Here is a 26,453-nt window from a genome sequence, read left to right as displayed (position 1 = left end):
CTTGTCGGTGAGAGCGAGACGGGTGTGCCCTGAGCCCGGCTCCGTCCAGTTGGGGAGGCGCTTGTCCGTGGGTCACCGACCGACTCGCGTCATCGTGATCGCCGCCCCCTGCTGTCAGACGCCGTTGGTGGTGCTGGGGGCGTGGTGAGGAGCAGTGCGGACCGGCCGGCGATCAGTACCGGGCCGGCGTTGATGATTCCCGCCGGGTACCCGCGCGATCTGCCGAGTGCCCTGCTGCGGGCGGCCCGCGACTTCAGCGTCGCCGGCGTGGTCGAGATCGGCCCGGACGGCCGCGAGACCAAGCTCGACTTCCCGACCCTGCTCGAGCTCGCCGCGCGGATCCTCGCCGGCCTGCGGGCGAACGGCGTACGGGCTGGTGATCCCGCGGTGGTGCACTGCACCGAGCCGGTCGGGTTCTTCGCCGCGTTCTGGGCCTGCACGCTGGGTGGCATCCGCCCGCTGCTGATGGCCCCGTCGCCGGAGGGCGACCGCACCGAGGCCGGCCGCGAGCGACTGCGGACCGTGACCGACCTCCTCGGCTGGACCGTCCTGATCGGCCGCCCGTCGGACCTGCCCGACGACCTCGGTCTGCCGGTGCTCGACCCGGACGCACTCGCCGGCCACGAGCCGACGAACGAATTCCACCGTCCGGCTGCGGACGACATCGCCGTACTGATGTTGTCGTCTGGCACCACCGGTACGCCGAAGATCGTGCAGCTGACGCATCGCGGGCTGGTCGAGTTCGCGGCGGGGACCCCGGCGATGCTCCCGGTCCGGCCCGGGCAGACCACGCTGAACTGGCTCCCGCTGGACCAGAGCGGCGCGTTCCTGCTCTACCACCTGCTGCCCGTCTTCACCGGCTGCACCAACATCCACGTCAACACCGGCTGGGTCCTCGCCGACCCCCTCCGCTGGCTCGACCTGATGGACCAGCATCGCGTCAACCACTCCTGGTCCCCGAACTTCGGCTACCGCCTCACCACCCAGGCCATCGCGGGGGAGCCCGACCGCCACTGGGACCTGTCCGCCCTGCGCAGCCTCGTCAGCGGCGGCGAGCAGATCACCGTCCCCGTGATGACCGAATTCCTCCGCCTCACGAACCGCTTCGGCGTCGTACCCGAGACCTTCGTCGCCGCCTGGGGCATGACCGAGACCGTCACCGGCATCACCTTCGCCCGCCCCGGCCTCACCCCGAACGTCCACCGCGTCCGCGTCCCACCCACCGGCATCGTCGAGTGGGTCGACCAGCGCCCCTCCTCCGGCAAGGTCGCCGTCGCCCGCCCCGGAAAGCCTCGTGCGGAAGCGCCCGGCGTACTGAGCCTGGTGTCTGTGGGTGCGCCTGCCCCCGGTACGACGGTCCGGATCGTGGCACCGAATGGCGCCGTCCTGCCCGAGGGCCGCATCGGCCAACTCCAGGTCGCGTCGGCCCGAGTCACCCCCGGCTATCTAGGCAACCTGGAAGCCGACCGCGAGGCGTTCCCGGTCGGCAACTGGCCGATGCGCAAGTGGCTGTCCACCGGCGACCAAGGCTTCATCACCGGCGGCCAGGTCGTAGTAACCGGCCGAGACAGCGAGCGCATCATCATGCGCGGCACGCTGTACTACGCCCACGACATCGAGGCTGTCGCCGCCACCGTCGTAGGCGCTGAGCAGGGCCTGGTCGCCGCCTGCGCAGTCCCCGACATCGAGTCCGGCACCGACCGCCTAGTCGTCTTCTACGCACTGACGCCGGACTCCATCCCCGGCATGGACCAGGCCATCCGCAGCCTCATCCAAACCCGCCTCAACCTGGTCGCCGAGGTAGTAGGCGTCCCGCGCCGAGACTTCCCCACCACCCCCGGCGGCAAGATCCTCCGCCCCCTCCTGAAACAACGCTGGCTGGACGGCACCCTAGAAACCCCGCCCCACCCGTACGTCGAGCCCGCCGGCGCCACCTCCTACTCAGGCCCCACCGGCGAAGGCCCCGAATCAGCCACCGCCGACACCCAAATCTCCGCCGAGGAAGACGCAGGAGAACGCACCACCGAACTCCCCACCGTCCGCCTGGCCTGGCAACGAACCCTCCAGCAATCCATCCCCACCCCACCCCAACGCCCCACCCTAGGCGCCCCGTCGCCGCCCGAGCCCGAGCCCGACCACCTCCCGCCGCCGGTCATCGAGTCCGAGCCCGCAGCCGAGCCGCTTGACGGTGATGCACTCACCCACCGTGCCGACGACGACGCCCCAGCCCTCGCCACCCCGGGCGAGCCCGCCGTCGCGCCTGCCGACGAGGACGCCCCGGCAACTGCTGAGTCGGCCACACCGGTCGCCACCGAGCCTGTGGTCGCGCCTGCCGAGGAGAACGCCTCGGCGCCTGAAGCTCCTCCGGTACCAGGTGAGCCGCCTATCGCCCCTGCCGACGAGGACCCCTCGACAGCTGCTGAGTCGGCCGCACCCGCCCTGGGCGAGCCCGTCGTCAGGCCCGCCGAGGAGATCACCTCAGCAACTGCTGAGTCGGCCGCACCGCTCCTGAGCGAGCCAGCTGATGCGCCTGCTGACGACGCCTCCGCAGCCGCAGCCGCAGCCCTGCACGAGCCCGTGGCATCAGATGCAAACGCCGACGCCTCCGACCCCTCGGCAGCACCGGAATCCACGGACGCCCTCGCGGCGCCGGCCGACCCCACTCTCCCCGTCCCGGCCGCGGGACTCGTCGAGTCTGCCGAGCCCGCAGTAGCAACTGAGCCCACCTCAGCCACCGACGTCGCCTCTGATGTCGCGCTCGCCTCGGACTCCGCGGCTCCCGCGCCCACGACTGAGCAGTCGGCAGATGCTGATGACGCCGCCGCCGAGGTCGGCGTCGAAGGGTCCGTGTTGGCCGAGCCCCAGGACGTTCCTGTTGGCGAGCGCGCGAACGAAGACGCACCCGAAGGTGAACTCGCGCCTGGCGCCACCGTGCGCCCCTCGGTACCCGAGTCGGCCTCGATCTCCGAGCAGGCTGCAGCGACCGAGCCCACCTCGCCGACCAACTCCGACTCGCCGACTGAACCTACGTCCGCGACCGAGTCCGACTCGCCGACCGAGTCCGCTCCAGCGACCGAGGCCGACTCGACGACCGAACCTACGTCGGCGACCGAGCCCGACTCGGTGACCGAGGCCGCATCTGTCACCGAGCAGGATTCGGTGGTCGCGACGGACTCCGCGGTCGAGGCGGGGCCGGCGGTTCTGTTGGACTCCGAGGTTTCCGCGGCTGCGACGGCGGAGTCGACTGATGGTGATGAGGCTGCCGCCGAGGGTGACGGCGACGGGTCCGTTGCGGCCGACGCCGAGGTCGACCCCGCTGGCGAGCGCGCGAACGACGACGTACCCGAAGGTGAGCTCGCGCCTGCCGCCGCCGAGTCCTCCGAGGCAACCGAGTCAGCTGCGGCGATCTCATCCGCCGAGTCCGACGCGCCCATCGAGTCCGACTCGGTCACCGAATCCAGCGCGGCGACCGAGCTGCTGCCGGCAACTGAATCCGGCGCGGCGATCGAGTCGGCCTCGACGGCCGAACCCGCCTCGACGACCGAACCCACCTCGGCGTTCGAGAACGCTTCAGGTACTGAGCCCACCGCAGTAGTCGAGGAAGCCTCGACCAGCGAGCTTGTCTCGGCGTCCGAGGACGGTTCAACTACTGAGCCTGCTGTGCCGGTCGACAACGCTTCGACCACCGAGCCTGCCGCCGCAGCCGACTCGGACTCCGCGGAATCAGCCACTGCGGAGTCGGCCGAGGTTGATGAGGCTTCCGCTGAGGTTGGCGCCGAAGAGGTCGGCGCTGTTGGTCCTCAGGTCGTGGCTGCTGCCGGGAGCGATGACGACGCGCTCGCGGATGAGTCCGCGTCTGCTGCAGCGAAGCCGGCCACGCTGTCCGAGCACACCCCAGCACCCGAGAGCGCGGCAGCAGCCGAATCCGCCTCGCCGGCCGAGCACACCGCGGGACCCGAGTCCGCCCCGGCGGCTGAGCTCGCCTCAGCAGCAGAACACGCGTCAGCACCCGAGCTCGCGTCAGCAGCCGAGAGCGCCTCAGTAGCAGAGCTCGCCTCAGCACGAGAGCACGCGTCAGCACCCGAGCCCGCCTCAGCACCCGAGCAGGCGGCAGCAGCCGAGCTAGCCTCGACTACTGAGCCTGCCTCGGCAGGCGAGTCGTCCTCTGCGGGCGAGCTCGACTCGCCGGTTGAGGTTGATGGGGCGTCCGGTGAGGTTGGCGTCGACGAGGTCGGGACTGATCCTCAGGTCGCGGCGATTGCCGAGAGCGCGGACGACGCGGCGCTCGCGGCTGAGTCTGCGTCTGATGCAGCCGAGTCCGCGTCGCCGACCGAGCAGGCCGCAGCAGTCGAGTCCGCCTCGGCGACCGAGCACGCCTCGGCGTCTGAGTCGGCCTCGGCGACCGAGGATGTGTCTGCGACTGAGTCGGCCTCGGTGGTCGAGAATGCGTCTGCGATTGAGTCGGCCTCGGTGGTCGAGAATGCGTCTGCGATTGAGCCGGCCTCGGTGGTCGAGAATGCGTCTGCGATCGAGCCGGCCTCGGTGGTCGAGGATGCGTCCGCGACCGAGGCTGCCTCGGCGTCCGGATCCACGTCTGTAGGCGAGTCGGCGGGTGAGTCGGACTCGGGGGTTGAGTCGGGCTCAGAGAGCGACGTTGCTTCGGAGGTGGGGGCTGCGGAGGCCGCGCCGGCGGGGGAGCGGGTGGCTGAGGTTGATGAGGGGGCGGCTGGCGCTGAGGGGGTAGCTGCAGGGGAGTCGCAGGTTGTCTCCGGTGCTGCGGTGGCGGACGACGGGGACGGTGCGGCTGCAGTTGCAGTTGCAGTTGCGGCTGAGTCTGAGCGTGGGGGGTCTGGGGTCGGCTCGGTGGATGGGTCTTCCTCTGCGATTGAGTCTGCTTCGGCTGCTGCGCTTGCTTCGGCGGCTGAGTTGGGGTCTGTGGTTTCGGCGCTGGCGGCGGCGCAGTTGGGTGAGGCATCCGCGGGGGCGTCTGTCTCTGACGATTCTGCTGGGCTCTCGGGAGCCGGTGGGTCTGCTGCGGCGGAGTCCGATTCGGCGGTTGGATCTGGTTCTGCGGTCGACGTGGATTCGGCTGAGTCTCGCGCGGTTCCCGTTGGGGAGGCGGCGAGGGCTGCAGAAGGCGATGCGGGGACTGGTGTCGCGGCGCGCGTGGCTGTTGGGGTGCGGGAGCCGGTGGTTGAGCCGGTGGCTGTGGTGGGGGTGGCTGGGCGGTTCCCGGGGGCTGAGACGCTGGAGCAGTTCTGGGACAACCTGGTGGGTGGGGTCGAGAGCGTACGGCGGTTCCCGGCTGACGAGGCTGATGAGATCGCCGTCAGCGGGGTTCTTGAGCATGTGGAGTCGTTTGACGCGAAGTTCTTCGGGTTGAGCGATCGCGAGGCCGAGTTGATGGATCCGGCGCAGCGGTTGTTCCTCGAGGTTTGTCATCAGGCGCTCGAACACGCGGGCTACGGTGGGACCACCAACCGGGTCGGCGTTTTCGCGGGTTCCGGCATGAACCTCTACAACCGTGAGCCGCAGGCCCGCGACTCGCTCGCAGCGCGGGTGGCTTACCGCCTCGGGTTGACCGGCCCGGCGATCGGTGTGCAGTCGGCTTGGTCGTCGTCGCTGGTGGCGGTGCACCTGGCCTGCCAGGCGCTGCGTTCCGGCGATGCGGATCTCGCGTTGGCGGGGGCGTCCGCCGTACAGGTGCCGCAGGCAACGGGGTACCAACCCTCGCCGGAGTCGATCCTCTCCCCGTCCGGTCACGTGCGCGCGTTCGACGCGGCCGCGGATGGCACGGTCGGCGGCAATGGCGTGGCCGCCGTACTTCTCAAGCGGCTCGACCAAGCGGTCGCCGACGGCGACACCGTGTACGCCGTCATTCGCGGTACGGCGGTCAGCAGCGACGACACCGCGAGTGGCAACCAGACGCTGATCGAGCGCGCGCTCGAGCGGGCCGGGTTCGCCGCCGACTCCCTCAGCTACCTCGAAGCGAACGCGATCGGCAGCGCCACCGCGGACGCCGCCGAGGTGCAGGCGCTGACGTCCGCGCTGCGCCGGCACACCGACAAGGTCGGGTTCTGCACGATCGGTTCGGTCAAGCCCAACATCGGTCACCTGGACAGCGCCTCCGGCATGGCCGGCCTGATCAAGACGATCTTGATGCTGCAGCACCGCACGCTGGTCCCGACGATCAACTACACCGAGCCCAACCCTGAGCTCGCGCTCGACGACAGCCCGTTCGTGATCGCCACCGAGGCTCGCGACTGGGAGGCCGGTACGACGTTGCGCGCGGGCGTCAGCGCCTTGGACGCGGGCGGTACCAACGCGCACGTGATCCTGGAAGAGCCGCCGCGCCAGGTCCGCCGGGGTGACGACGGCCCCGTCGTACTGCCGCTGTCCGCACCCGACCCCGACGCGCTGACCGACCTCGTCGAGCTCTACCGCGCCGACCTCGGCCACGGGACTGGTCACCGCCTGATCGACCTCGCCGGTACGGCGGCGCTCGGGCGACCGGCGCATCGCCATCGGATCGCCGTTGCGGGTGCGTCGGAGGCTGAGCTGGTTGACGCGCTCGGTTCGGCGCAGGCGATCGAGATCCCGCGCGGTGGACCCGGTCCGCTCGGCTACGCGTTTACCGGGCAGGGCGCGGCCCGCCGTGGGATGGCGGCCGGGTTGGCGGCACGCTTCCCGGTCTTCCGCTCGGTGCTCGACGAGTGCGACCGCGTGTACGCCGAAGAGACCGGCGGTAGTCTGCTCGACCTGCTGCTCACCCCGGCCGGTCAATCGGAGGGTGTCTGGCCGACTGAGACCGCGCAGCCGGCGTTGTTCGCGTTCGAGCTTGCGCTTGCGCGGTTGTGGCAGTCGTTTGGTGTGCAGCCGGCACTCGTGGTTGGTCACAGCGTCGGCGAGTACGCCGCTCTGTGTGTGGCTGAGGCGTTGTCGCTGGCGGACGGCGTGCGGTTGACCGCTAAGCGCGGTGAGCTGATGCAGCGCGGGACGGCGCCGGGCGCGATGGTGTCGGTACGTGCGGATGCGGATCGAGTTCGCGAGCTGGCGCAGACGTCTGGCGTGGAGATTGCCGCAGGCAACGGTCCGCAGTCGTTCGTGCTGACTGGGTCCGAGGTGATTGTCGGGCAGTTGGCTGAGCAGCTTGATCAGCTGCAGGTTGCCTGGCAGCGGTTGGACGTGGATCGGGCGTTCCACAGTTCGCTGGTGGATCCGATCCTGGCGGACTTTGCGACGATCGTTCGTGGGATCACGCTGCGGCCGCTACGGACGCCGATGGTGTCGAGTTGGTCGGGGGAGTTGCTCGAGTCCGGCACAGTGCTCGACGGCGACTATCTGGTCGGGCAGTTGCGGCAGCCCGTGTTGTTCGGGGATGCGGTCGAGGCGGTGACCGCGGCCGGGTGCCGACGGTTCCTGGAGCTCGGACCGGACGCCGTACTGAGCCCGGCCGGACGGCGGATCGCGCCGAACAGCACGTGGATCCCGGCGCAGCGCCTCGGGCAGGACCCGGTGCTGGCGACGATGAACGGTTTGGCCGAACTGTACGAGCAGGGCACCGAGATCACGTGGTCGAAGGTGTACGCGTTCGGCGGCCGAGTGCCGTTGCCGACGTACCCGTTCCGTCGCGTGCACCACCCGGTCGACCCGTCGTCCGCCGTGCCCGCGACCGTCGCGGACGGGGCTGTGCGTGGGTCGGTGAGTGCCTTCGAGCGGGCTGCTCGGGCGCAGGGCGTTGGGTTCGCACCGTCGAGTGCCGCGGTGAAGCGGATCCCGCTGGACCCGCCGGCTGAGGTCGACGAGGTCGCTGCGGTGGACGACAACGCCGAAGAGGAATCGCCGTTCGCGCTGCCGGCCGAGACGCATTCGATCGACGCGGACTACCTGGCGCAGGCCGGGTCGCTGTCGGGTGACGAGGTGTCGGCTGAGCGGTACCGCGAGTCGCTCGATGCGGTTCTCGATCTGACTTGTGATGCGTTGCGCCTCGACCCGTACGACCTGACCGTCGACCACACCTTCGCGGAACTCGGCGGGACACCGGAGTCGATGACGCCGGTGATTGCCCGGATCAACGAGCAGTTCGCGGTCGAACTGTCGGCGGAGACGCTGTTCTCGTCGTACACAACCCCGCACAAACTCGCCACCGCCGTCGCGATCCAGACCACCCGCGCCGACGACGTTGCCGAAAGCAACGAAGCGTCCGAAACCCCTGTGGTAGAAGAGGAAATCGTCGAGGAGCCGGTGCAACCCGAGGAGCCGGTGGAGATCGCCGTCTCCCAGGTCGACTCCGGCACCGAGTCGGTCGGTGAGCCCGACGCGCGTGTCGCCTTGGCAGTCCTAGGTACCGGCCTCGCCGAACTGGCCACCCGAGTCGAGGAAGCCGCCACCGCCACCGGTGCCGCCGACCTCCCCGGCAGCGGAGTAGCCGCCCTCATGTCGCAACAGCTCCGCGTAGCCGGCCAGCTGGTAGACGGCGTCACCAAGCTCATGCGCGAACAACTCGCCCTCCTCACCGAAACCACCCAAACCGACCCAGCCGCCGGTACGTCGGACGAGACCACTCCCGCTGAGACGCCAGCCGGCACGACGGGCGAGACCACGCAGACCGAGTCAGCCGACGACGACGCGCCAGCTGCCGACAGTGCGACGGACGCCGCCGCCAACACGTCTGTGCCCGGCGACGCCCCCGCCCCCGTCGACACGACCGGGGGTCCGGCCGACACCACCGCCGCTCGTTCTGCGGGCACCACCGGTGGATCCGACGGCGCCGTCGTACCGGCAAGCGTCGGTGGGTCTGCGGATGGTGGGGTTGTGGCTGCTGTTGAGATCTTGCATCCGGAAGGTCGGGTGGGGGAGTTGCGGCGAGTTGTGGTTGAGGGGGAGATGGCGCCCGCGCTCGGCGGACGGCGGCGGGATGTCGGCTATTGGCAGGTCGCGCTGGCTGGCGCGGAGCCTTTGGTGCTGCCGGCAGACGGCGGCCGGCGGAGTGAGATTGCTTCGGTGAAGCTCGAGTTGGAGGAGGAGCTCGGCGATGCCGTGTTCGTCTTCAGTCGTGAGCGCAAGGTCAGTCCGCTGATGACGATGCTGGCGGCCGTGGGCACTGTGCTCGGGCGGTTCACCGCACAGGACGACGTCACGATCGGTTCGGCGTTGATCCGGCCGCAGGGCGACACCACTGCAGCGGTACGCCGGGCGTTGCCGATCCGGATCGACCTGTCGGGCGAACCGGATCTCGGCGAGCTCGCGCACCGCGTGCGCGACGTGACGACCGGCGCCTTCGACCACGCCGGTACCGACCTCTCGATCCTTCAGCGCGACCCGCTCTTCCAGGTGCTCGTGGAGTTCGAGGACGGCGACGAGGAACTGCCTGAACCACTCGACCTGCGGTTACGACTAACGCACCACGGCGCCGGAATCACCTGTACGGCGGACTACCGCGCCGGCCTGTTCGACCGCAGCACGATCGACCGCCTGCTCAATTACCTGCAAGCCGTGTTGCGCAGGGCAACGGCTGAGCCGCGGCTTCGCCTTCCGCAGTTGATGATGCCGATCGCGGCAGATCTCGAAGCCCTTCGCAGGCTGGAAGGTGACCTCGAACCAGTCGGTCCGATCGGCCGCGGTCGCCGCGATGCGGTCGTCGCCGGTGAGCTGAGTGGACTGCACACGCTGTTCGAGCAGCAGGTTGCGCGGACGCCGGATGCGGTCGCGCTGATTCAGGGCGAGCGCGAGCTCACGTACGCCGAGCTGGAGCGCCGGTCGAACGCAATCGCCTGGCAGCTAACGGATCTCGGGGTGAAGCCCGGTCAGCTGGTCGCGGTTCGAGTTGCCCGCGGCACCGAACTCGTGGTCGCCGTACTCGCGGTGTTGAAGTCGGGGGCGGCGTACCTGCCGCTGGACCCCGGCGTACCGGAGTCGCGCTGGGCCTTCATGGTGAACGACGCTTCCGCGGTCGCGCTCGTCGGTGACGACGCGGCGCTGGCCGACCGGCTTGGGGTGCGACTCGTCCCGGTCGCGGCGGTCGACGGCGACCCGAGAGCACGGCAGGCACCGCCGGTGCGGGCTGCGGCCGATGATGTTGCCTACTGCATCTACACGTCGGGTTCGAACGGGAACCCGAAGGGTGTGCTGGTACCGCATCGCGGTCCGGTCAACCTCGTGAGGCACTACCTGCGGACGCGTAGCTCGCTGCGGACACTGCAGTGGACGTCGTTCGGGTTCGACGTACATGTCCAGGAGATGTTCACCGCGTTGGCGTCCGGCGCTGCGTTGGTGCTGATCGGTGAGGATGACCGCTACGACCCGGACGCGGTCATCTCGGCGCTGCGGGACCACGGGGTCGAGCGGCTGTTCATGGCGTTCAGCCCGCTGACCGCCTTGCTGGCAACGATGCGCCGGCTGCCTGAACTGCCCGCGCTGCGCGAGATCGTCGCGGGTGGTGAGGCGATGGTGCTGACCCACAAGGTGCGGGACTTCCTCGATGCGCACCCGGAGTGCCGGCTGTTCAACGAGTACGGCCCGGTGGAGGCGTCGATCGTCACCACGATCCACGAGGTCGACCCGGCCGAGGACCGCCCGTCGATCGGGCGTCCGGTCGACGGCGTCGCCATACGGCTGCTGGACCAGGCACTGCGGCCGGTACCGGTCGGCGGGGTCGGCGAGATCCACCTCGGCGGCGCAGCCGTTGCCCAGGGCTACCTCGGCCGCGCGGAGGAGACCGAGCGCGCCTTCGTCCCGGACCCGGCCCACCCCGGCGGCCGGCTCTACCGCAGCCGCGACCTCGGCCGCTGGCGCCCCGACGGCACGCTGGAGTACCTCGGTCGCGCCGACGACCAGGTCAAGATCCGCGGCCACCGCGTCGAACCGGGCGAGACCGAGCACGTCCTCGCCGACCAGGCCGGCGTCATCGACGCCGTCGTCATCGCGCTGTCCGACCACGGCGGCGACACCTGCCTGATCGGCTACGTCGTACTGGAGGACAGCGACCCGACCGTCCTGGCCCGCCTGATGCTCGACCTCGGCAAGGAACTCCCGCTCTATCTGGTCCCCGCCGACCTGATCCCGATCGAAGAGCTCCCCCTCGACGACAACGGCCGCCTGGACCGCACCCGCCTCCCCGAACCGGAGTGGCTGCACCCGTAGGTGGTCGGCGGGCCCGGAGTGGTGGTGAGCGGTCCTCCACCCTCCTGAGGACCGGTCCCACTGCGGGCCGCCGGCGGTACTCCATCAGCGGCCTTGAACGCGAGGGCGGCGGAGAGTTTCCTCTCCGCCGCCTACGCGTTCGGTCGGTCCACGGCCCCCCATCGACCGACCTGCCGGTTGGTCCAGGCCCCCTTGACCAACCTTGGATGACGTGCCCCCACCCCATCCATCCGTTGCATCGCGTGGGGAGGGGCCGTCGTTACACAGATCCAGGCAATTGCGTAAGAATTGCGCAAAGATGCGCAGGAGAAGCCTTCCCTGCGCACGGCGTCGTACAGAAACGCTGCCTGATCAGGCAACTCGATCGGGCAGGGCTAAATCAGCGGATCGAGGACCACGCCTGGTGCGCCGCGCCGAGCAGGCCGGCGTTCGCGAGCTGCGCCGGTACGACGGTGAGGTCCGCCACGAACGGCAGTTGCGCCAACCGCTTCACCCAGGCCTGCACCGGATCGAACAGCACCGGCCCCGCCTTCGACACCCCACCACCGATCACGACCGTGGTCAGGTCGACGGTGACCGCCGTCGCGACGATCCCGGCCGCGAGCGCCTGAGCACCGTCGTCGAAGGCCGCGAGAGCGAGCTCGTCCCCGGCGGCCGCGTCAGCAGCCAGTACGGCGGCATCCACGCTCTCGCTCGTCCGCCAGCCCCGGCGTTGCGCGCGGGCGACCATCCGCGGGCCGCTCGCGTACGTCTCGACACACCCGTACGAACCGCAGGCGCACGTCTCGCCGTTCTGATCCACGACGACATGGCCGATATGAGCGGCGTTCCCGGACTGCCCCTTGAGCGGCCGCCCGTCCACCACCAGCCCACCGCCGACACCGGTCGACACCACGATGCCGAGCAGCGTCTGAACGTCCCGCCCGGCGCCGGTCCAGAACTCACCCAGCGCGAAGCAATGCCCATCCACCCCAAGAGTCACCGGTACGTCGACCAGCGCACGAACCCGGTCAACGATCGGGAAGTTCCGCCAGCCGGTGATGTTGACCGGCGACACCAGTCCATGCGTGGCGTCGAGCGGACCCGCCGAACCGATCCCCACCGCCAATGGCGACGCATCACCGAGCACCCGGCCGACCAGCTCACTGAGCGCTGCGAACACCTGGTCGGCGTCCCCGGTCGGCGTGGCGATCCGGTCCTCGATCACGATCGTCCCGTCGGCGGACACGAGAGCGGCGGCCATCTTCGTGCCGCCGATGTCGATCCCGAGAACCGTGCTCACCGTGTCGTCGCTCATCGTCCCCCCGCCAGTAGCCGAACCAATGCCCGATCGATCCCGTCAGGTCTCCGTGCTGCTGAGGTGGCCCGGGCAGAGGGCAGTTCCGCACGGACGGCGGAAGCCGGCGTGGCGGGGTGGGGGTTCTGCTCGGTCACGTGTCGGGCTCCGTCGGGGCGGTCAAGGTCGAGAGACAACGTTATCTGTAGACGACCGGATCTGCGAGGGGTGATGGGGATCAATCTGCGCAGAACCTGCAGGAACGAGCGTGCGCGAGGCCTTGACACCGTTTGACAACGATACCCCTCAAGGGGGTTTTCAGGGTTCGATCCGGGCTCTGCTCGGCCGGGTAGCATGAGCCCGCGGGAGGTCGGATGGCCGAGATTGCGTTGACCACGGAGGAGCGCGAACTCCTCGCCGGTGCGGGCGGTCCTGCGGTCGCGCTGGCGATGCGGCTGATCACCGGATTGGCGCACACCCTCGGTGCTCGCTCCCTGATCCCGATCACGTCGGCTCATGTCGACGGCTGCCTCCACCACGGTCAGGCCGGGCTCGACTTCGCGGAGCGACTCGTCGCGCTGGGCGGGCAGGTCGCCGTACCGACGACTCTCAACGTCGGTTCCCTCGACCTCCTGCACCCCGGCCTCGTCCGGCTGGCCGGGACCGAACGCCGCGACGCCCGCCGGCTGATGGACGCCTACACCGCCCTCGGCGCCGCGCCGACGTGGACCTGCGCGCCGTACCAGGACACCCAGCGCCCCGCGTTCGGCGAACACATCGCCTGGGCCGAGTCCAACGCGATCGCCTTCGCGAACTCGGTCCTCGGCGCCCGCACCGACCGGTACGGCGATTTCGTCGACATCTGCGCGGGGCTCACCGGCCGAGCGCCGTACGCGGGCCTCCACCTGGACGAGAACCGCCGAGCCCGGATCGAGCTCGACCTCAGCCCGCTACCCGCCCACACGCTCCGCCTAGCCGCGGCCTGGGCCGCCCTCGGCCACCTCGCCGGCAAGCTCGCCTCGGACCGCGTGCCGATGCTGACCGGCTGCCCCGAGTCCGTCCCCGAAGACCACCTCAAAGCCTTCGGCGCCGCAGCCGCCTCCCGCGGCGGCATCGGCCTCTTCCACGTCGTCGGTACGACGCCCGAAGCCGCAACCGAATCCGACGCGACCCAGGGCGTTCCGGTCGAGGAGGTCCACCGCATCACCCCGGCAATACTCCGAGCCGCCCGCGACGAACTGTCGAGCCCGAACCCAGGTCGCCTCGACGCGGTAAGCCTCGGCACCCCGCACCTGTCGATCACCGAGTTCGCCGAACTAGCCGCCTTGGTCCGCGCCGGCCCGCCCATGTCGCCCACCGTCGAAGTCTGGGCCGCCACCAACCGCACCACCGCAAAAGTTGCCGAAAGCAACGGCTGGCTGGCCGATCTACAGTCGGCCGGCATCCGGGTCCTGGTAGACACCTGCACCTACGTGACCTCGGTCCTCAACCCCCAGACCCGCCACGTGATGACCAACTCCGCCAAATGGGCCTGGTACGCCCCTGTCAACCTAGGCGTCGCCGTCACCTTCGGCTCCCTCCCCGACTGCCTAACCTCCGCCCGAACCGGAACCGTCACCCGAGACAACACCTCCTGGCACTAGCCGTTAGCCGGTAACTGTTGGGCGCCATATGAGAAACAGTTACCGTCCCGCGCAGACACCCACCCCACGACCCCGCGGTCGAGATGCAGGTCAGCCGGAGTGGCGAGCAACCACTCGCGGACGTCTTCGGCCGAGCCCGGCGCGCACTCGGCCGCTAAAGCGGCCGACAAAACAAGAGGGCGGGCCGAGCGGATGGCTGAGGGGGATGGCGAGGCCGGCTACCGCGGCTCACGTCGCTTCGGGCTGACGGGCTGGGGCTGGGGTGCGGACCCCAGCCACTCACCAACTCCGCCCAGGTCGCCCGCCGCATGCTCAAGTGGGTGCCCGTCGAGCCCGATTCCGGAGGTTAGTGAGTGGGGGCGGTCCGCCTGGGGTCACCAAAGAAGACGTGCAGGGCGCGAACGGGCGGTGGACAGGTGCTGCGGCCGGACACCTGGTCGGATTCCGCGTTCCCCAGTGGATGATCCGGGTGCTGGCGGTGGCTGACCTGGGTTGTGGTGGCGGAGTTGGCCTCGCTCGTGGGAGTTGTGGGGGTGAGCGCCGGGGCCGCCGTCGCGGCGTACTGAAGGTCGCCCGGTGAGTCACCCTGAGCCCCCCACCGACCGACATCTGATAGGTCAGCCCATCAGGTTGTGGGTTCTGTACCCGTATGACGGTGGGGAACCCACAAGCCGGTGGGTGAACCCATCAAATGCATCGAGGTGGGAGACGGCGGCTGCGGAGGTGGACAGTGGTGGCGGTTCGCGGTTCGCGATTGCGGATCGCGGGGGAGAGGTGAGCGGGGGAGGGGCGAGCGGTGGTCGGGGAGGGGATGAGCGGTGGTCGAGGAGGGGGTGAGCGGTGGCCGAGGGAGGGGTGGGTGGTGGCCGGGGGAGGATGGGAGGGAGAGGAGTGTGATGAGGGGGCGGTGTTTGCATGGGGGTACGGCGGTTGGGCGGGTGCTGGTGTTGGGCGAGCCGTTGTCGTTGTGGGGTGGTACTGATGCGGCTACTGGGGTGATCACCGATGAGCGGCATCCGCAGTGTGGGGAGTCGCTCATGGGGCGGGTTGTGGTGATGCCGGGTAGTCGGGGGTCGTCGTCGAGCGCGAGTGTGTTGGCGGAGCAGCTGCGGTTGGGGGTTGGGCCGGGGGCGCTGGTGTTGTTGCGGGCTGATCCGATTCTGGTGATTGGGGCGTTGGTCGCGGCCGAGTTGTACGAGCGCGGCATCCCGGTGGTGGAACTCTCGCCGGTCGACCTCACCGCGCTGTCCACGTGGTCGCGTGCCAGGATCACCGCGTCCGGCGAGTACGCCACGCTGACGGAGGAGTTGTGATGGTTAGGCAGTTTTCGGGGGTGGAGGTGTTGGCGGTGCCGGCCGCGGCGGTGGTGGAGGGGATTCGGCGGGCGGCGGTTGATCGGCGGACGTTGGAGCGGAGTGCCGCGAGGTCGGCGTTTGGGGCGCCTGGGGGTGAGTTGTTGTTGATGCCGGCGGCTGATGATCGGCTGACGGGGGTGAAGATCGCGACTGTTGCGCCGGACAATCCGGCCAGCGGGTTGCCGCGGGTGCAGGGGGTGTATGTGCTGTTCGACTCGGCGACGTTGACGCCGGTTGCGGTGATTGATGCGGTTGAGCTGACCGCCGTACGGACTGCTGGTGTGTCGATGGTTGGTATCGCGGCGCTCGGCGGGGCGACCACAAAAGCAGCCATCGTCGGGACGAGCGTGCAGGCGCGGGCGCATCTGCGGATGCTGGTTGAGCTCGGGTGGTGTGAGGACTTCACCATCCACGGGCGGCGGAGTGAGGCGGTTGAGGAGCTGGTCGCCTACGGGCGATCCCTTGGCGTTGAGGCTCATGCCGGTACGACGGACGATCTGACCGCCGCCGGTCTCGTCATCTGCTGTACGTCGGCCGCCACGCCGGTCGTGCCCGACACACTCGCCCCGGACGTGATCGCCGTGGCGGTCGGGTCGCACACGCCTACCGCGGCCGAGCTTCCAACGGGTCTTTTCAAGGATGCGCAGGTCGTCGTCGAGTCGAAGACCGCGGCAACGACCGAGGCCGGTGATGTCATCCAGGCGGTCGCGGCCGGCACCCTGCCTGCGGGTGCGCCTGTCGAGCTCGGGGCTGTGTTGCGCGGCGAGGTGCCGATCGACCCCGCGAAACGGCGGATTTTCAAGAGTGTCGGGATGGCCTGGCAGGACCTTGCCGTGGCGACGGCTGTTTTTGAGAGTGAGATTTCGGAAAGGGGGCTGGCGAATTAGCGCAGCGCGCGAGAGGGTGTCCGCATGACCGATCTCGAACGTACTGAGCTGGAACGTGACGGTGCCGGCGCGTTGATCGTCGGCTTCGCCGGGACCACTGCCCCCGACCACCTGCGCCGCGCGGTCGCCGACGGGTTGGGTGCCGTCATCCTGTTCACCCGGAACGTGACCGGCCCCGAGCAGGTGCTTGCGCTGACCCAGAGCCTGCGCGCCGAGCGCCCGGACGTGATCATCGGGATCGACCACGAGGGTGGCGAGTTCAGTCACCTCGGGCCGGCCAACCCGTTCCCGCTCGCGTCGCCGCGGACGCTCGGTGATCTCGATGATGTGGACCTGACCCGGGCGTCGGCGCGGGATGCGGCCGCGACGCTCGCCTCGCTCGAGATCGACCTGATGCTCGCGCCGTCGATCGACGTGAACAGCAACCCGGCCAACCCGATCATCTCGACGCGCGCGTTCGGTACGACGGCGGAGCTGGTCGCGAGGCATGGTGTCGCGTTCATCGAGGGGGTGCGCGAGGCCGGAGTCACGTCGTGCCTGAAGCACTTCCCGGGGCATGGTGACGTGGCGGTCGACTCGCATCTCGACCTGCCGCGGGTGGACCGGTCGATCGAGGCGGTACACGCGGTCGAGCTGCTGCCGTTCAAGGCGGCGATCGCGGCCGGGGCCGAGGTGATCATGAGCGCGCACATCGTCTTCTCCGCGTACGACGATCAGCCCGCCACCCTGTCGCACCGGATCCTGACCGGGTTGCTGCGCGAGGAATTGGGGTTCGAGGGCGTGATCACGACGGACGCTCTCGAGATGGGCGCGATCACCAAGAACCAGTCGATCGAGGACGCGACCGTGGCGTCGATCCGGGCGGGTGCCGATCTCGCGATGATCGCGATCGGGGCCGCGGATCCGCAGGGACTGACGAAACACATTGTCGATGCCGTGAGCAACGGTTCGCTGCCGGGTGAGCGGGTTGCCGATGCGGCCCGACGGGTGCGTGCGCTGGCCGCGTCACTGGGGGAGCGGAAGCGGCAGACCGCGTTCGACGGCGCGGCGGTCCGCGAAGTGGGTGAGCGGGTGGTGGCTGGGCAGACCTTCCCCGCGCTGGGCGCGACGCCGTACGTGATCGATCTGACGCAGGGGCTGCACCCGGCGTGGCACCCGTACTTCAGCGGCCTGCCGGAGATCTTCGCCCGGATCGCGCCGGGGTCTGATGGTGTCGTGTTGCGTGATCAGCACCGGCTGTCGGAGAAGGAAGCTGCGCTGTTCGAGGACCATCAGTCCGACGATGAGCAGTCGGAGGATGCGCTGGCGCGAGCGGCTGCTGCGGCGAAGGGTCGGCCGCTGGTGATCGCCGTACAGGACGCAGGCCGTACGCCGTGGATTCGTGAGGCGCTGGAGTTCTTGCTGCGGGATCGTCGGGATGACGTGTTCGTTCTGTGCACTGGTATTCCGGAGGACCAGGCGCTGGTTCCGGATGGGGTGCCGTCGGCAACTACTTCGGGGCGGAACGTGATCGTGCTGGAAGCGGTGGTGCGGGCGCTTACGCGGGACGCGTGAGCACCAGGTCGAGCGCGTGCTGCTCGACGTAGTTGAGTGCGTGGCGGACGGCGCCGACCGAGACGATCGCGTCGCCGAGTGAAGACACCGCCACGCGCGGCGGCGTACTCGTGTACCCGGACAGCTGCTGCTCGATATCCGGCAGCAGCTGACCCGCCGCCTCAGCCACCGCACCACCCAGCACAACCAACTCCGGGTTGACCAGAATCGCCAACGTGGCAACCACACGAGCCGTCCGCGCCGCCACCGACCGAAGGATGCCCAAGGCAACTGCATCCCCACCAGCAGCCGCCGCAAACACCTGCTCCGCAGTAACGTTGGGTACGTTTCGCAAGCTTGTTTTGACGGTTGGGTCTGCAAGCAAACCCAAGGCTTGGTCTCGGGCTATGCGGGCTATGCCGTGGGTGTCGCCTACGCCTTCTACCAGTTTGAGGTAGAGCATTTCGCCGGCGCCGCCGCGGCTGCCGTGGAGGAGGCGGCCGGAGTCCATCAGGCCGGAGCCGAAGCGTTCGCCGGCCAGCAGTACCGCCAGGTCGTCTACGCCTTGGCCTTCGCCGCGCCAGTGTTCGCCCAGTACGGCGAGGTTGGCGTCGTTCTCCAGCAAGACCGGCCAGCCGTGGAGTTCGGTGAGGTGTTTGCCGAGGTCGGTGTCGAAGCGGCGCCAGAACTCGTCGTCGACCAGGATGTTGCCGGCGCGGTCGACCGGCGCGGCGACACCGACGCCGGCGGCGAGCACCTGCGAGTCGGAAACACCGGCAACCGCCAGCGCCTCGACCACGGCCTCGTGCACGAGCGCCGTACGGTCGGCGGGGGTCTTCACCGCGGACAGCGACCGGCCCGCCTTGGCCAGGCTGACACCGCGGAGGTCGGCGAGCAGGACCGTCGTACGGCCGGCGCCGATGTCGATGCCGAGCACGTAACCCGCGCGGCTGTTGAACTCGAAGCGCCGCGAAGGACGACCGACCGCGGTGTCGTCGCGGCCCGGGTCGAGCTCGACCACCCAGCCCATGTCGATCAGGTCGTTGCAGACGGCGTGCACGGTGGCGCGGGTGAGGCCGGTGGCCTGGATCAGGCCGGTACCGGTCATCACGCCGGCGGTGGAGAGCACACCCAGTAACTTGCCGGCGTTGACGCGGCGGAGCAGGGCCGGGGTCGCGGCGGCGACCGGAGTGCTCGTCATGGTGACCCCCTCTTGACCTCACTGTAGATCCGCGCGCAGAATACTGCAGAACCTAAATTTAGAGTCTATATTAATCACAAAGTGAGGCACTTGTGACCAGTCCGCAGACGACCGACCCCGACTGGTGGCGGCAGGCTGTCGTCTACCAGATCTACCCGCGCAGCTTCGCCGACGCCGACGGCGACGGGGTGGGTGACCTGCAGGGCATCATCAGCCGCGTTCCGTACCTGATCGAGCTGGGCATCGACGCGGTCTGGCTGAGCCCGTTCTACCCGTCCGCGCTGGCCGACGGCGGGTACGACGTCGACGACTACCGCGACGTGGATCCGCGACTCGGCACGCTTGACGACTTCGGTCAGCTGGTCGAGGCGCTGCACGCGGCGAACATCAAGCTGATCGTCGACATCGTGCCGAACCACACCTCCGACCGGCACGTCTGGTTCCAGGAGGCACTCGCAGCACAGCCCGGTACGCCGGCCCGCGACCGCTACATCTTCCGCGACGGGGATGGCGACCAGCCGCCTTCGGACTGGGACTCGATCTTCGGCGGCTCGGCTTGGGCGCAGACCCCGGACGGCCAGTGGTACCTGCACCTGTTCGCGGCCGAGCAGCCCGACCTGAACTGGGCGCACCCCGAGGTCCGCGAGGACTTCCTGACCACGCTGCGGTTCTGGTCCGACCGTGGGGTCGACGGCTTCCGCGTCGACGTCGCCCACGCCCTGGTGAAGGACCTGACCGAGCCGTTCAAGTCCAAGACCGAGCTGCCGCGGCAGTCCGAGTCGAACGGCGTTCACCCGCTCTGGGACCGCGACGGTGTGCACGAGATCTACCGCGAGTGGCGCACCGTGCTGAACGAGTACGACCCGCCGCGCTCGGCGGTGGCTGAGGCGTTCGTCCCGGCCGCTCGTCGTGCTCGCTATGCGAGTGCGGACGGTCTCGGGCAGGCGTTCAACTTCGACCTGCTGCAGGCCGACTGGAACTACGACAAGTTCCGTCAGGTCATCGAGGAGAACCTCGCGTTGGCCGGCCAGAACGGTTCGTCGTCGACTTGGGTGTTCTCCAACCACGACGTGGTCCGGCACGCGACGCGGTACGGGTTGCCGAGCGACCCGGCCGGTGGCTGGCAGGACGGCAAGGCGTGGCTGCTGAGCAACGGCACCGAGCCGACAGTCGATGTCGAACTCGGCCTGCGCCGGGCGCGTGCCGCCGTACTGCTGATGCTTGCGCTGCCGGGGTCGGCGTACCTGTATCAAGGTGAGGAGCTCGGTCTGCAAGAGGTCGGCGAACTGCCTGCGGCCAACCTGCAGGACCCGGCGTACTTCCGGTCCAAGGGTGCCGAGAAGGGGCGCGACGGTTGCCGGGTGCCGATCCCGTGGACGGTCGGTGGGCTCTCCTTCGGCTTCGGGACCGGCGGTTCGCACCTGCTGCAGCCGAAGTGGTTCGGGCAGTACTCGGTCGAGGCGCAGGACGGGGTCGCCGAGTCGACCCTCAGCCTCTACCGCAAGGCTCTCGCCGTACGGCGTGGGCTGCAGACCGCGAACGAGTTGGAGTGGAACGACGGCGTCGAGTGGGTGCTGCACTTCACCCGACCCGGCGGTTGGCAGTCCATCACCAACTTCGGCGACGCCCCGGTCGAGCTCCCGGACGCGGCGGTCGTGCTGTCCAGCGGGCCGCTCGAAGGCGCCAAACTCCCCGGCGACACGACGGCCTGGCTCATCTAGCAGGATGGGCCTCGTGAACCCGAGGCTCGCCGACGTCATCGCCGTACTCGACCGGTTGTACGACCCGTCCTGGGCAGAGTCCTGGGACGCGGTCGGACTGGTCACAGGCGACCCGGATCAGCCGGTACGGCGGATCCTGTTCGCCGTGGACCCGATGCGGGAGGTGGTGGACGAGGCGATCGCAGGCGACTTCGACCTGCTCGTCACCCACCACCCCCTGCTCCTCCGCGGCGTCAACAGCGTCGCCGCAACCACCCCCAAGGGTCGAGTCATCCACGACCTCATCCGCACCACCACTGCGTTGCACGTCTGCCACACCAACGCCGACAACGCCAACCCCGGCGTCAGCGACGCCCTAGCCGCCGCCCTAGGCCTCCGCGACACGCGTCCGCTGAACCCGATGCCGGAAGACCCGCTCGACAAGCTGGTGGTCTTCGTCCCGACCGAGAACGTGGAGCAGGTCCTAGACGCCCTAGCCGCAGCAGGCGCCGGCCAACTCAGCACCCAGCACGCTGTGTCGGCCTCGCATGGTGTTGGCGGGGGACGGGATGGGTCGCCCGCGTCGAGCGGCGGCGTGGGCGGCGGCGCGAGTGCGTCGACCTCGGCTGGTGGCGGATACGAGCGGGCTGCGTTTACCTCGCTCGGCGAGGAGACCTTCCGGCCCCTCGACGGTGCCAGCCCCGCGATCGGTCGCGTCGGTCAGGTGTCGCGGGTGCCGGCGACCCGGCTCGAGATGATCGTGCCGCGGCGCAAGCGTCGTGCTGTGGTCGAGGCGCTCAAGGGCGCTCACCCGTATGAGGTTCCGGCGTTCGACATCTTCGAGCTGGCCGAGTTGCCGAGTAATCGTGGGGGCGGGCGGGTCGGCGTACTGGCGGAGCCGCTGCCGTTGAAGCAGTTCGCGCAGGTTGTGGCGGATAGCCTCCCGCGGACGCACCACGGCGTACGGGTGGCGGGGGATCCGGAGCGGGTGATCACGTCCGTCGCGGTGGTTGGGGGAGCGGGGGACTCGGAGTTTGCGAAGGTGCGGGCAGCTGGGGTTGATGCGTATGTGACTGCCGACCTGCGGCACCACCCGGCGACCGAGGCGCAGGCGTACGGCGATCCGGCGCTTGTGGATGTCGCGCACTGGGCCAGTGAGTGGCCGTGGTTGCGGGATGCTGATCGGCTCCTGCGCGAAGGGTTGGCAGCGCGAGGCAGTACGGTAGAAACTCACATCTCGACGCTCTGCACCGACGCATGGACCTTGCGGCTCTGAGCGCTAACTGAACGATCTAAGGAGCCGACTCTGAACGCCGAGCCCGCCGTCCAACGCCGTCTGCTGGACCTGCAGGATCTCGACCTGCAGCTGGATCAGGTCGCGCACAAGCGCAAATCGCTGCCGGAGCACCAGGCTCTGACCGAGCTCATCGCGGAGAAGTCGGTGGTGGACCGGGAGCTGGTCACCGCGGACACCACGGTTGGGGACCTGCAGCGTGAGCAGAAGAAGGCTGACAGTGATGTCGACCAGGTCCGCCAGCGCAAGGCGCGGAACGAGCAGCGGATCCAGTCCGGCCAGATCACCTCGCCGAAGGACCTCGACAACCTGCAGCACGAGATCGGTTCGCTGGAGCGGCGGATCTCCGACCTCGAGGATGCCGAGCTCGAGGTGATGGAGAAGCTGGAGGCGGCCGAGGTGGTGCAGACCGACCTGCGGTCGCGCGCCGAGGCGTTCGCCGGGCGGCAGACCGAGCTGGAGAGCACGCGCGACGGCTCGCTCAAGGAGCTTGACGAGCAGCGCGCCGGGATCAACGAGAAGCGCACTGCCGTGCTGGCCGAGCTGCCTGAGCCGCTGGTGAAGCAGTACCAGCGACTGCGTGAGCACAACGGTGGCATCGGCGCCGCGCCGCTCGTCGGCAAGCGCTGCATGGGCTGCCGGATGGAGCTCGCCCCATCGGACCTGAACGCGATCAAGGCGGCCGCCCCGGACGCCGTACTGCGTTGTGAGGAATGCGGCCGGATCCTCGTCCGCACGTCGGAGAGCGCGGTATGAGCTACACGCATGTGATCGTCGAGGCCGACGGGGGATCCCGGGGCAACCCCGGACCAGCGGCGTACGGCGCTCTCGTGCGCGACCCGGCAACGGGTGAGGTGATCGCGCAGGACGGCAAGACGCTCGGGGTCGCGACCAACAACGTCGCCGAGTACTCCGGTCTGATCGCCGGCCTGGAGCTGGCCCGGGAGTACGCGCCGGATGCCTCGATCGAGGTGCGGATGGACTCCAAGCTGGTCATCGAGCAGATGGCCGGCCGCTGGAAGATCAAGCACCCGGACATGAAGCCGCTGGCGATCAAGGCGCAGGGCCTCGCGCCGTTCGGTACCGAGTGGACCTGGGTGCCGCGCGCGCAGAACTCGGCCGCCGACGCCCTCGCCAACAACGCCCTCGACGGCGTCCCGATCCCGCTCAAGCCGGAGCCGGCCGCGGCCAAGCCGGTCGTGGTCAAGGAGCCGTCCGACCAGGCGAAGGCGATGCGGGGTTGGGGTGCGGAGGTCGAGCCGCCGACCCAGCTGATCTTCCTCCGCCACGGCGAAACGCCGCACACGGCCGAGAAGCGGTTCTCCGGTTTGGGCGGCGACAACCCGAGCCTCAGCGAGACCGGTCGTGCACAGGCTGCCGCAGCAGCGGAGTTCCTGGCCCGGCGGGGCGGGATCGACGCGATCGTCTCGTCGCCGATGCGGCGGACACAAGAGACCGCCGCCGTCGTCGGGCAGAAGCTCGGTGTGGAGGTCGTGGTCGACGACTCCTGGGTCGAGTGCTCGTTCGGTGACTGGGACGGCCACACCTTCGCAGAGGTCCAGGAGAAGTGGCCGGACGCCTTGGACGCCTGGATGGAGTCGACCACGGTCGCACCGCCCGGTGGCGAGTCGTTCGACACCTGTGCCCGCCGGGCCCGCTCGGCGCGCGACGGTCTGCTCACCCGGTACCCGGGCAAGACGGTTCTCGTGGTCACGCACGTGACGCCGATCAAGCTGATGGTCCGCTCGGTGCTCCAGGCCCCGATGGCGTCGATCTTCCGGATGGAAATGCGCCCGGCCACCCTGACCGAGATCCACTGGTACGCCGACGGCCTCGCGTCGCTGAAGTCCTTCAATGTGGTCCCCTAGCTAGTCTGACCCCATGCCATTGCAGAAGGTCAGGTTCGTTGACGATGTGCCGGAGGTGTTCCGGTCGTCGCTGCAGGACATCCGCCGGGAGCTCGACGTACCGGCGGAGTTCCCGCCCGACGTCGTCGCCGCGGCGCTCAAGGCCGGTACGGCGCCGCAGTCGCCGGCGCTGGATCGGACCGATCTGGAGTTCGTGACGATCGATCCGCCGGACTCGATGGACCTCGACCAGGCGCTGCACATCGAGCGTGCGGGCGACGGCTATGTCGTGCACTACGCGATCGCCGATGTCGCCGCGTTCGTCCAGTACGGCGATCCGATCGACGGCGAGACGCGGCGCCGGGGCGTCACGCTGTATGCGCCGGACAAGCGGACGCCGTTGCACCCGCCGGAGCTGTCCGAGGGCGCGGCGTCGCTACTGCCCGACCAGGTGCGCCCAGCGCTGCTGTGGACTGTCCCGCTCAACGCGCGCGGCGAGAGCACCGGCGTGACTTGCGAGCGCGCTCTGGTGAAGTCGCGCGCCAAGCTGAACTACGCCGGTGTCCAGAAGGACCTCGATGCCGGTACGGCGTCCGAGTCGCTGCAACTCCTTCGCGAGGTCGGCAAGCTCCGCGAGCAGCTCGAGCTCGAACGCGGTGGCGTCAACCTGCCGATCCCCGACCAGGAGGTCGTCACCTCCGACGACGGCTGGAGCCTGGAGTTCCGCGCACCGCTTCCGGTCGAGGGCTGGAACGCGCAGATCTCGCTGCTGACCGGGATGGCCGCGGCCGACCTCATGGTGAAGGGCAAGATCGGCATTCTGCGGACCCTGCCCGAGGCCCGCAACGACCTCCGGAACAAGCTCGGCCACACCGCGAAGGCACTAGGCATCGATTGGCCGCACGAAACGACGTACGCCGAATTCATCCACGGGCTGGACCCGACCGTGCCAGCCCACGCAGCCATGCTCGCGGCCTGCACGGTGCTGTTCCGCGGTGCCGGCTATGTGACGTTCGCGGGGAGTGTGCCGGAGCATCCGCAGCACGCCGCGATGAGGGCCGAGTACGCCCATGTCACCGCGCCGCTGCGCCGCCTGATCGACCGCTGGGCCGGCGAGATCTGCCTCGCACTGTCAGCCGGGACCGAGGTCCCTGCGTGGGTGCGCGAGTCGATGGACGAGCTGCCGAAGATCATGGAAGAGGCAGACCGTCGCGCCAACGCCTACGAGCGCGCGATCGTCGGCATGGTCGAGGCCGGTCTGCTGCACGACCAGCTCGGCGCCGAGTTCGACGGCGTCATCACCGACGTCGACAACCGCGAACCGAACCGCGGCATCGTCGTCCTCTCCGCGCACGCGGTCGAAGGCCGAGTCAGCGGTACGGCGAACCTTCCGCTCGGCAAGGCGGTCCGTGTGAAGCTGGTGGAAGCCGACATCGTCAAGCGCAGTGTCACCTTCGAACTAATCCCGTAGGTAGTCCTCGACCGCGGCGGTCGTGCGATCGAGATCGCCGGTCGCCAGCAGGTCGATCAGTGCACCCCGCAACATCGCCAGTACGCCGGTACGGCGTGCCTCCGCAGCATCCGGCTCACTGGCCTTGAGCAGCTCAAGCCAGTCCTCGACCGTCGACCGGCCGTAGTTGGCCCAAGGCCCGTCCGGCACGACCAGCGAGCGCCCGTACGCCTCTACCCAGAACGCCATCAACGGCCGGCGTTCCGGGGCGGCCAACCACGTCCACAGTTCCCGCGCGACCACGGTCAGGCCGGGCGGTTCGTCGTACTGGCTCTCGATCTGTTGGAGCAGGTCGAGTTCGTCGGTGCGGGCGCGGGCGAGCAGTGCGCGGATCAGACCGTCCTTGCTGCCGAACAGGAACAACAGCACTCGCGGGCTGGAGCCGATCGCGGTGGCGAGCGGACGCAGCGAGAGGTCGGCCAGGCCGTGGCCGAGCGAGTACTCGTAGGCGCGCTCGAGCAGTTCCTGCTGTCGCGCGGAGGGGGTTTCCTTCAAGGTCGGCACGTGCTTAGTATGGACTACTGAAACAGTCGTGTCAGTAGATAGGACGGGCTTGATGATCAGGAAGCTGGGTGTTCCGGGCGATCTGGGCTGGGTGGTGCAGTCGCATGCCGAGACCTATGCGGCCGAGTACGGCTGGGGCTTCGCCTACGAGACGCTGATCGCGCAGATCGTCGCGGCGTACGCGACCGACCACGACGACAGCCGCGAGGCCGCGTGGATCGCCGAAGTCGACGGCGAACGCGTCGGCAGCATCTTCTGCGTCCGCGGCCCCGACGAGTCGACCGCCAAACTGCGACTCCTGCTACTGACCCCCGGCGCACGCGGTCGCGGTCTCGGCGCCGAACTCGTCGACACCTGCCTCGCCTTCGCCCGCGAAGCCGGCTACAAACGCATGGTCCTCTGGACGAACGCCCCATTGGTTGCCGCGCGCCACATCTACCTCGCCCGCGGCTTCCACCTAACCACCTCAGAACCCCACAACGCCTGGGGCGACGAGCTCATCGGCCAAACCTACGAACTAGACCTCTAACACCCCCACCCCCACCCCCACCCCCACCCCCA

The 26,453-nt window shown here is 69.2% G+C and carries 14 protein-coding genes; 11 read left to right on the top strand and 3 right to left on the bottom strand.

Going from position 1 to position 26,453, the window contains the following annotated elements; all coding sequences use genetic code 11:
* Positions 1 to 141 precede the first annotated feature (141 nt).
* Positions 142 to 11,142 carry a non-ribosomal peptide synthetase/type I polyketide synthase gene (locus ABD231_RS17105; protein WP_344152187.1) on the top strand — a complete coding sequence of 3,667 codons (11,001 nt, stop codon included), beginning with the start codon at positions 142 to 144 and terminating at the stop codon, positions 11,140 to 11,142.
* A 379-nt stretch (positions 11,143 to 11,521) separates the two neighbouring features.
* On the opposite strand, the gene ABD231_RS17100 is transcribed toward ABD231_RS17105, so the two are convergent.
* Positions 11,522 to 12,439: an ROK family protein gene (locus tag ABD231_RS17100; RefSeq protein ID WP_344152184.1), complete on the bottom strand. Its 918-nt coding sequence runs from the start codon at positions 12,437 to 12,439 to the stop codon at positions 11,522 to 11,524.
* 353 nt (positions 12,440 to 12,792) lie between these two features.
* Here ABD231_RS17100 and ABD231_RS17095 point away from each other — a divergent pair, with 353 nt between their 5' ends.
* The 4 genes from ABD231_RS17095 (at position 12,793) to ABD231_RS17080 (ending at position 17,857) form a co-directional block, all read left to right on the top strand.
* Complete coding sequence (locus ABD231_RS17095) at positions 12,793 to 14,061, top strand: aconitase X (RefSeq protein ID WP_344152181.1); 1,269 nt, start codon at positions 12,793 to 12,795, stop codon at positions 14,059 to 14,061.
* Positions 14,062 to 14,957: 896 nt separating this feature from the next.
* Complete coding sequence (locus ABD231_RS17090; protein ID WP_344152373.1) at positions 14,958 to 15,374, top strand: aconitase X swivel domain-containing protein; 417 nt, start codon at positions 14,958 to 14,960, stop codon at positions 15,372 to 15,374.
* A complete protein-coding gene (locus ABD231_RS17085) occupies positions 15,374 to 16,303 on the top strand; it encodes an ornithine cyclodeaminase family protein (RefSeq protein WP_344152178.1) in 930 nt (309 codons plus the stop codon). The genes ABD231_RS17090 and ABD231_RS17085 overlap by 1 nt, the downstream gene beginning before the upstream one ends.
* A gap of 24 nt (positions 16,304 to 16,327) precedes the next feature.
* Positions 16,328 to 17,857, top strand: coding sequence for a glycoside hydrolase family 3 N-terminal domain-containing protein (locus ABD231_RS17080; RefSeq protein ID WP_344152175.1), 1,530 nt, complete (start codon positions 16,328 to 16,330; stop codon positions 17,855 to 17,857).
* Here ABD231_RS17080 and ABD231_RS17075 read toward each other — a convergent pair.
* Positions 17,841 to 19,037 (bottom strand): ROK family protein, encoded by a 1,197-nt coding sequence (locus tag ABD231_RS17075; RefSeq protein WP_344152172.1) that lies wholly within the window; start codon positions 19,035 to 19,037, stop codon positions 17,841 to 17,843. The two genes, ABD231_RS17080 and ABD231_RS17075, sit on opposite strands and share 17 nt — an antisense overlap.
* A gap of 92 nt (positions 19,038 to 19,129) precedes the next feature.
* Between ABD231_RS17075 and ABD231_RS17070 the strand changes: the two genes are divergently transcribed.
* The 5 genes from ABD231_RS17070 to ABD231_RS17050 are packed head-to-tail and all read left to right on the top strand — an operon-like array spanning position 19,130 to position 25,349.
* Positions 19,130 to 20,758 (top strand): glycoside hydrolase family 13 protein, encoded by a 1,629-nt coding sequence (locus ABD231_RS17070; RefSeq protein WP_344152169.1) that lies wholly within the window; start codon positions 19,130 to 19,132, stop codon positions 20,756 to 20,758.
* A 13-nt stretch (positions 20,759 to 20,771) separates the two neighbouring features.
* Positions 20,772 to 22,013 carry a Nif3-like dinuclear metal center hexameric protein gene (locus tag ABD231_RS17065; RefSeq protein WP_344152166.1) on the top strand — a complete coding sequence of 414 codons (1,242 nt, stop codon included), beginning with the start codon at positions 20,772 to 20,774 and terminating at the stop codon, positions 22,011 to 22,013.
* 60 nt (positions 22,014 to 22,073) lie between these two features.
* Positions 22,074 to 22,787, top strand: coding sequence for a zinc ribbon domain-containing protein (locus ABD231_RS17060; RefSeq protein ID WP_425554186.1), 714 nt, complete (start codon positions 22,074 to 22,076; stop codon positions 22,785 to 22,787).
* Positions 22,784 to 23,899, top strand: a complete 1,116-nt coding sequence (locus ABD231_RS17055) for a bifunctional RNase H/acid phosphatase (protein WP_344152160.1) — start codon at positions 22,784 to 22,786, stop codon at positions 23,897 to 23,899. The genes ABD231_RS17060 and ABD231_RS17055 overlap by 4 nt, the downstream gene beginning before the upstream one ends.
* 13 nt (positions 23,900 to 23,912) lie before the next feature.
* Complete coding sequence (locus ABD231_RS17050; RefSeq protein ID WP_344152157.1) at positions 23,913 to 25,349, top strand: RNB domain-containing ribonuclease; 1,437 nt, start codon at positions 23,913 to 23,915, stop codon at positions 25,347 to 25,349.
* Here the strand turns inward: ABD231_RS17050 and ABD231_RS17045 are convergent.
* Complete coding sequence (locus ABD231_RS17045; protein WP_344152154.1) at positions 25,338 to 25,892, bottom strand: TetR/AcrR family transcriptional regulator; 555 nt, start codon at positions 25,890 to 25,892, stop codon at positions 25,338 to 25,340. The genes ABD231_RS17050 and ABD231_RS17045 overlap by 12 nt on opposite strands.
* 52 nt (positions 25,893 to 25,944) lie before the next feature.
* Between ABD231_RS17045 and ABD231_RS17040 the strand changes: the two genes are divergently transcribed.
* Positions 25,945 to 26,421: a GNAT family N-acetyltransferase gene (locus ABD231_RS17040; protein ID WP_344152151.1), complete on the top strand. Its 477-nt coding sequence runs from the start codon at positions 25,945 to 25,947 to the stop codon at positions 26,419 to 26,421.
* Positions 26,422 to 26,453: the final 32 nt, after the last annotated feature.

The organism is Kribbella yunnanensis, from assembly GCF_039529655.1.
Lineage (GTDB): Bacteria > Actinomycetota > Actinomycetes > Propionibacteriales > Kribbellaceae > Kribbella > Kribbella yunnanensis.
This window is presented reverse-complemented; position numbering and strand designations above follow the sequence as displayed.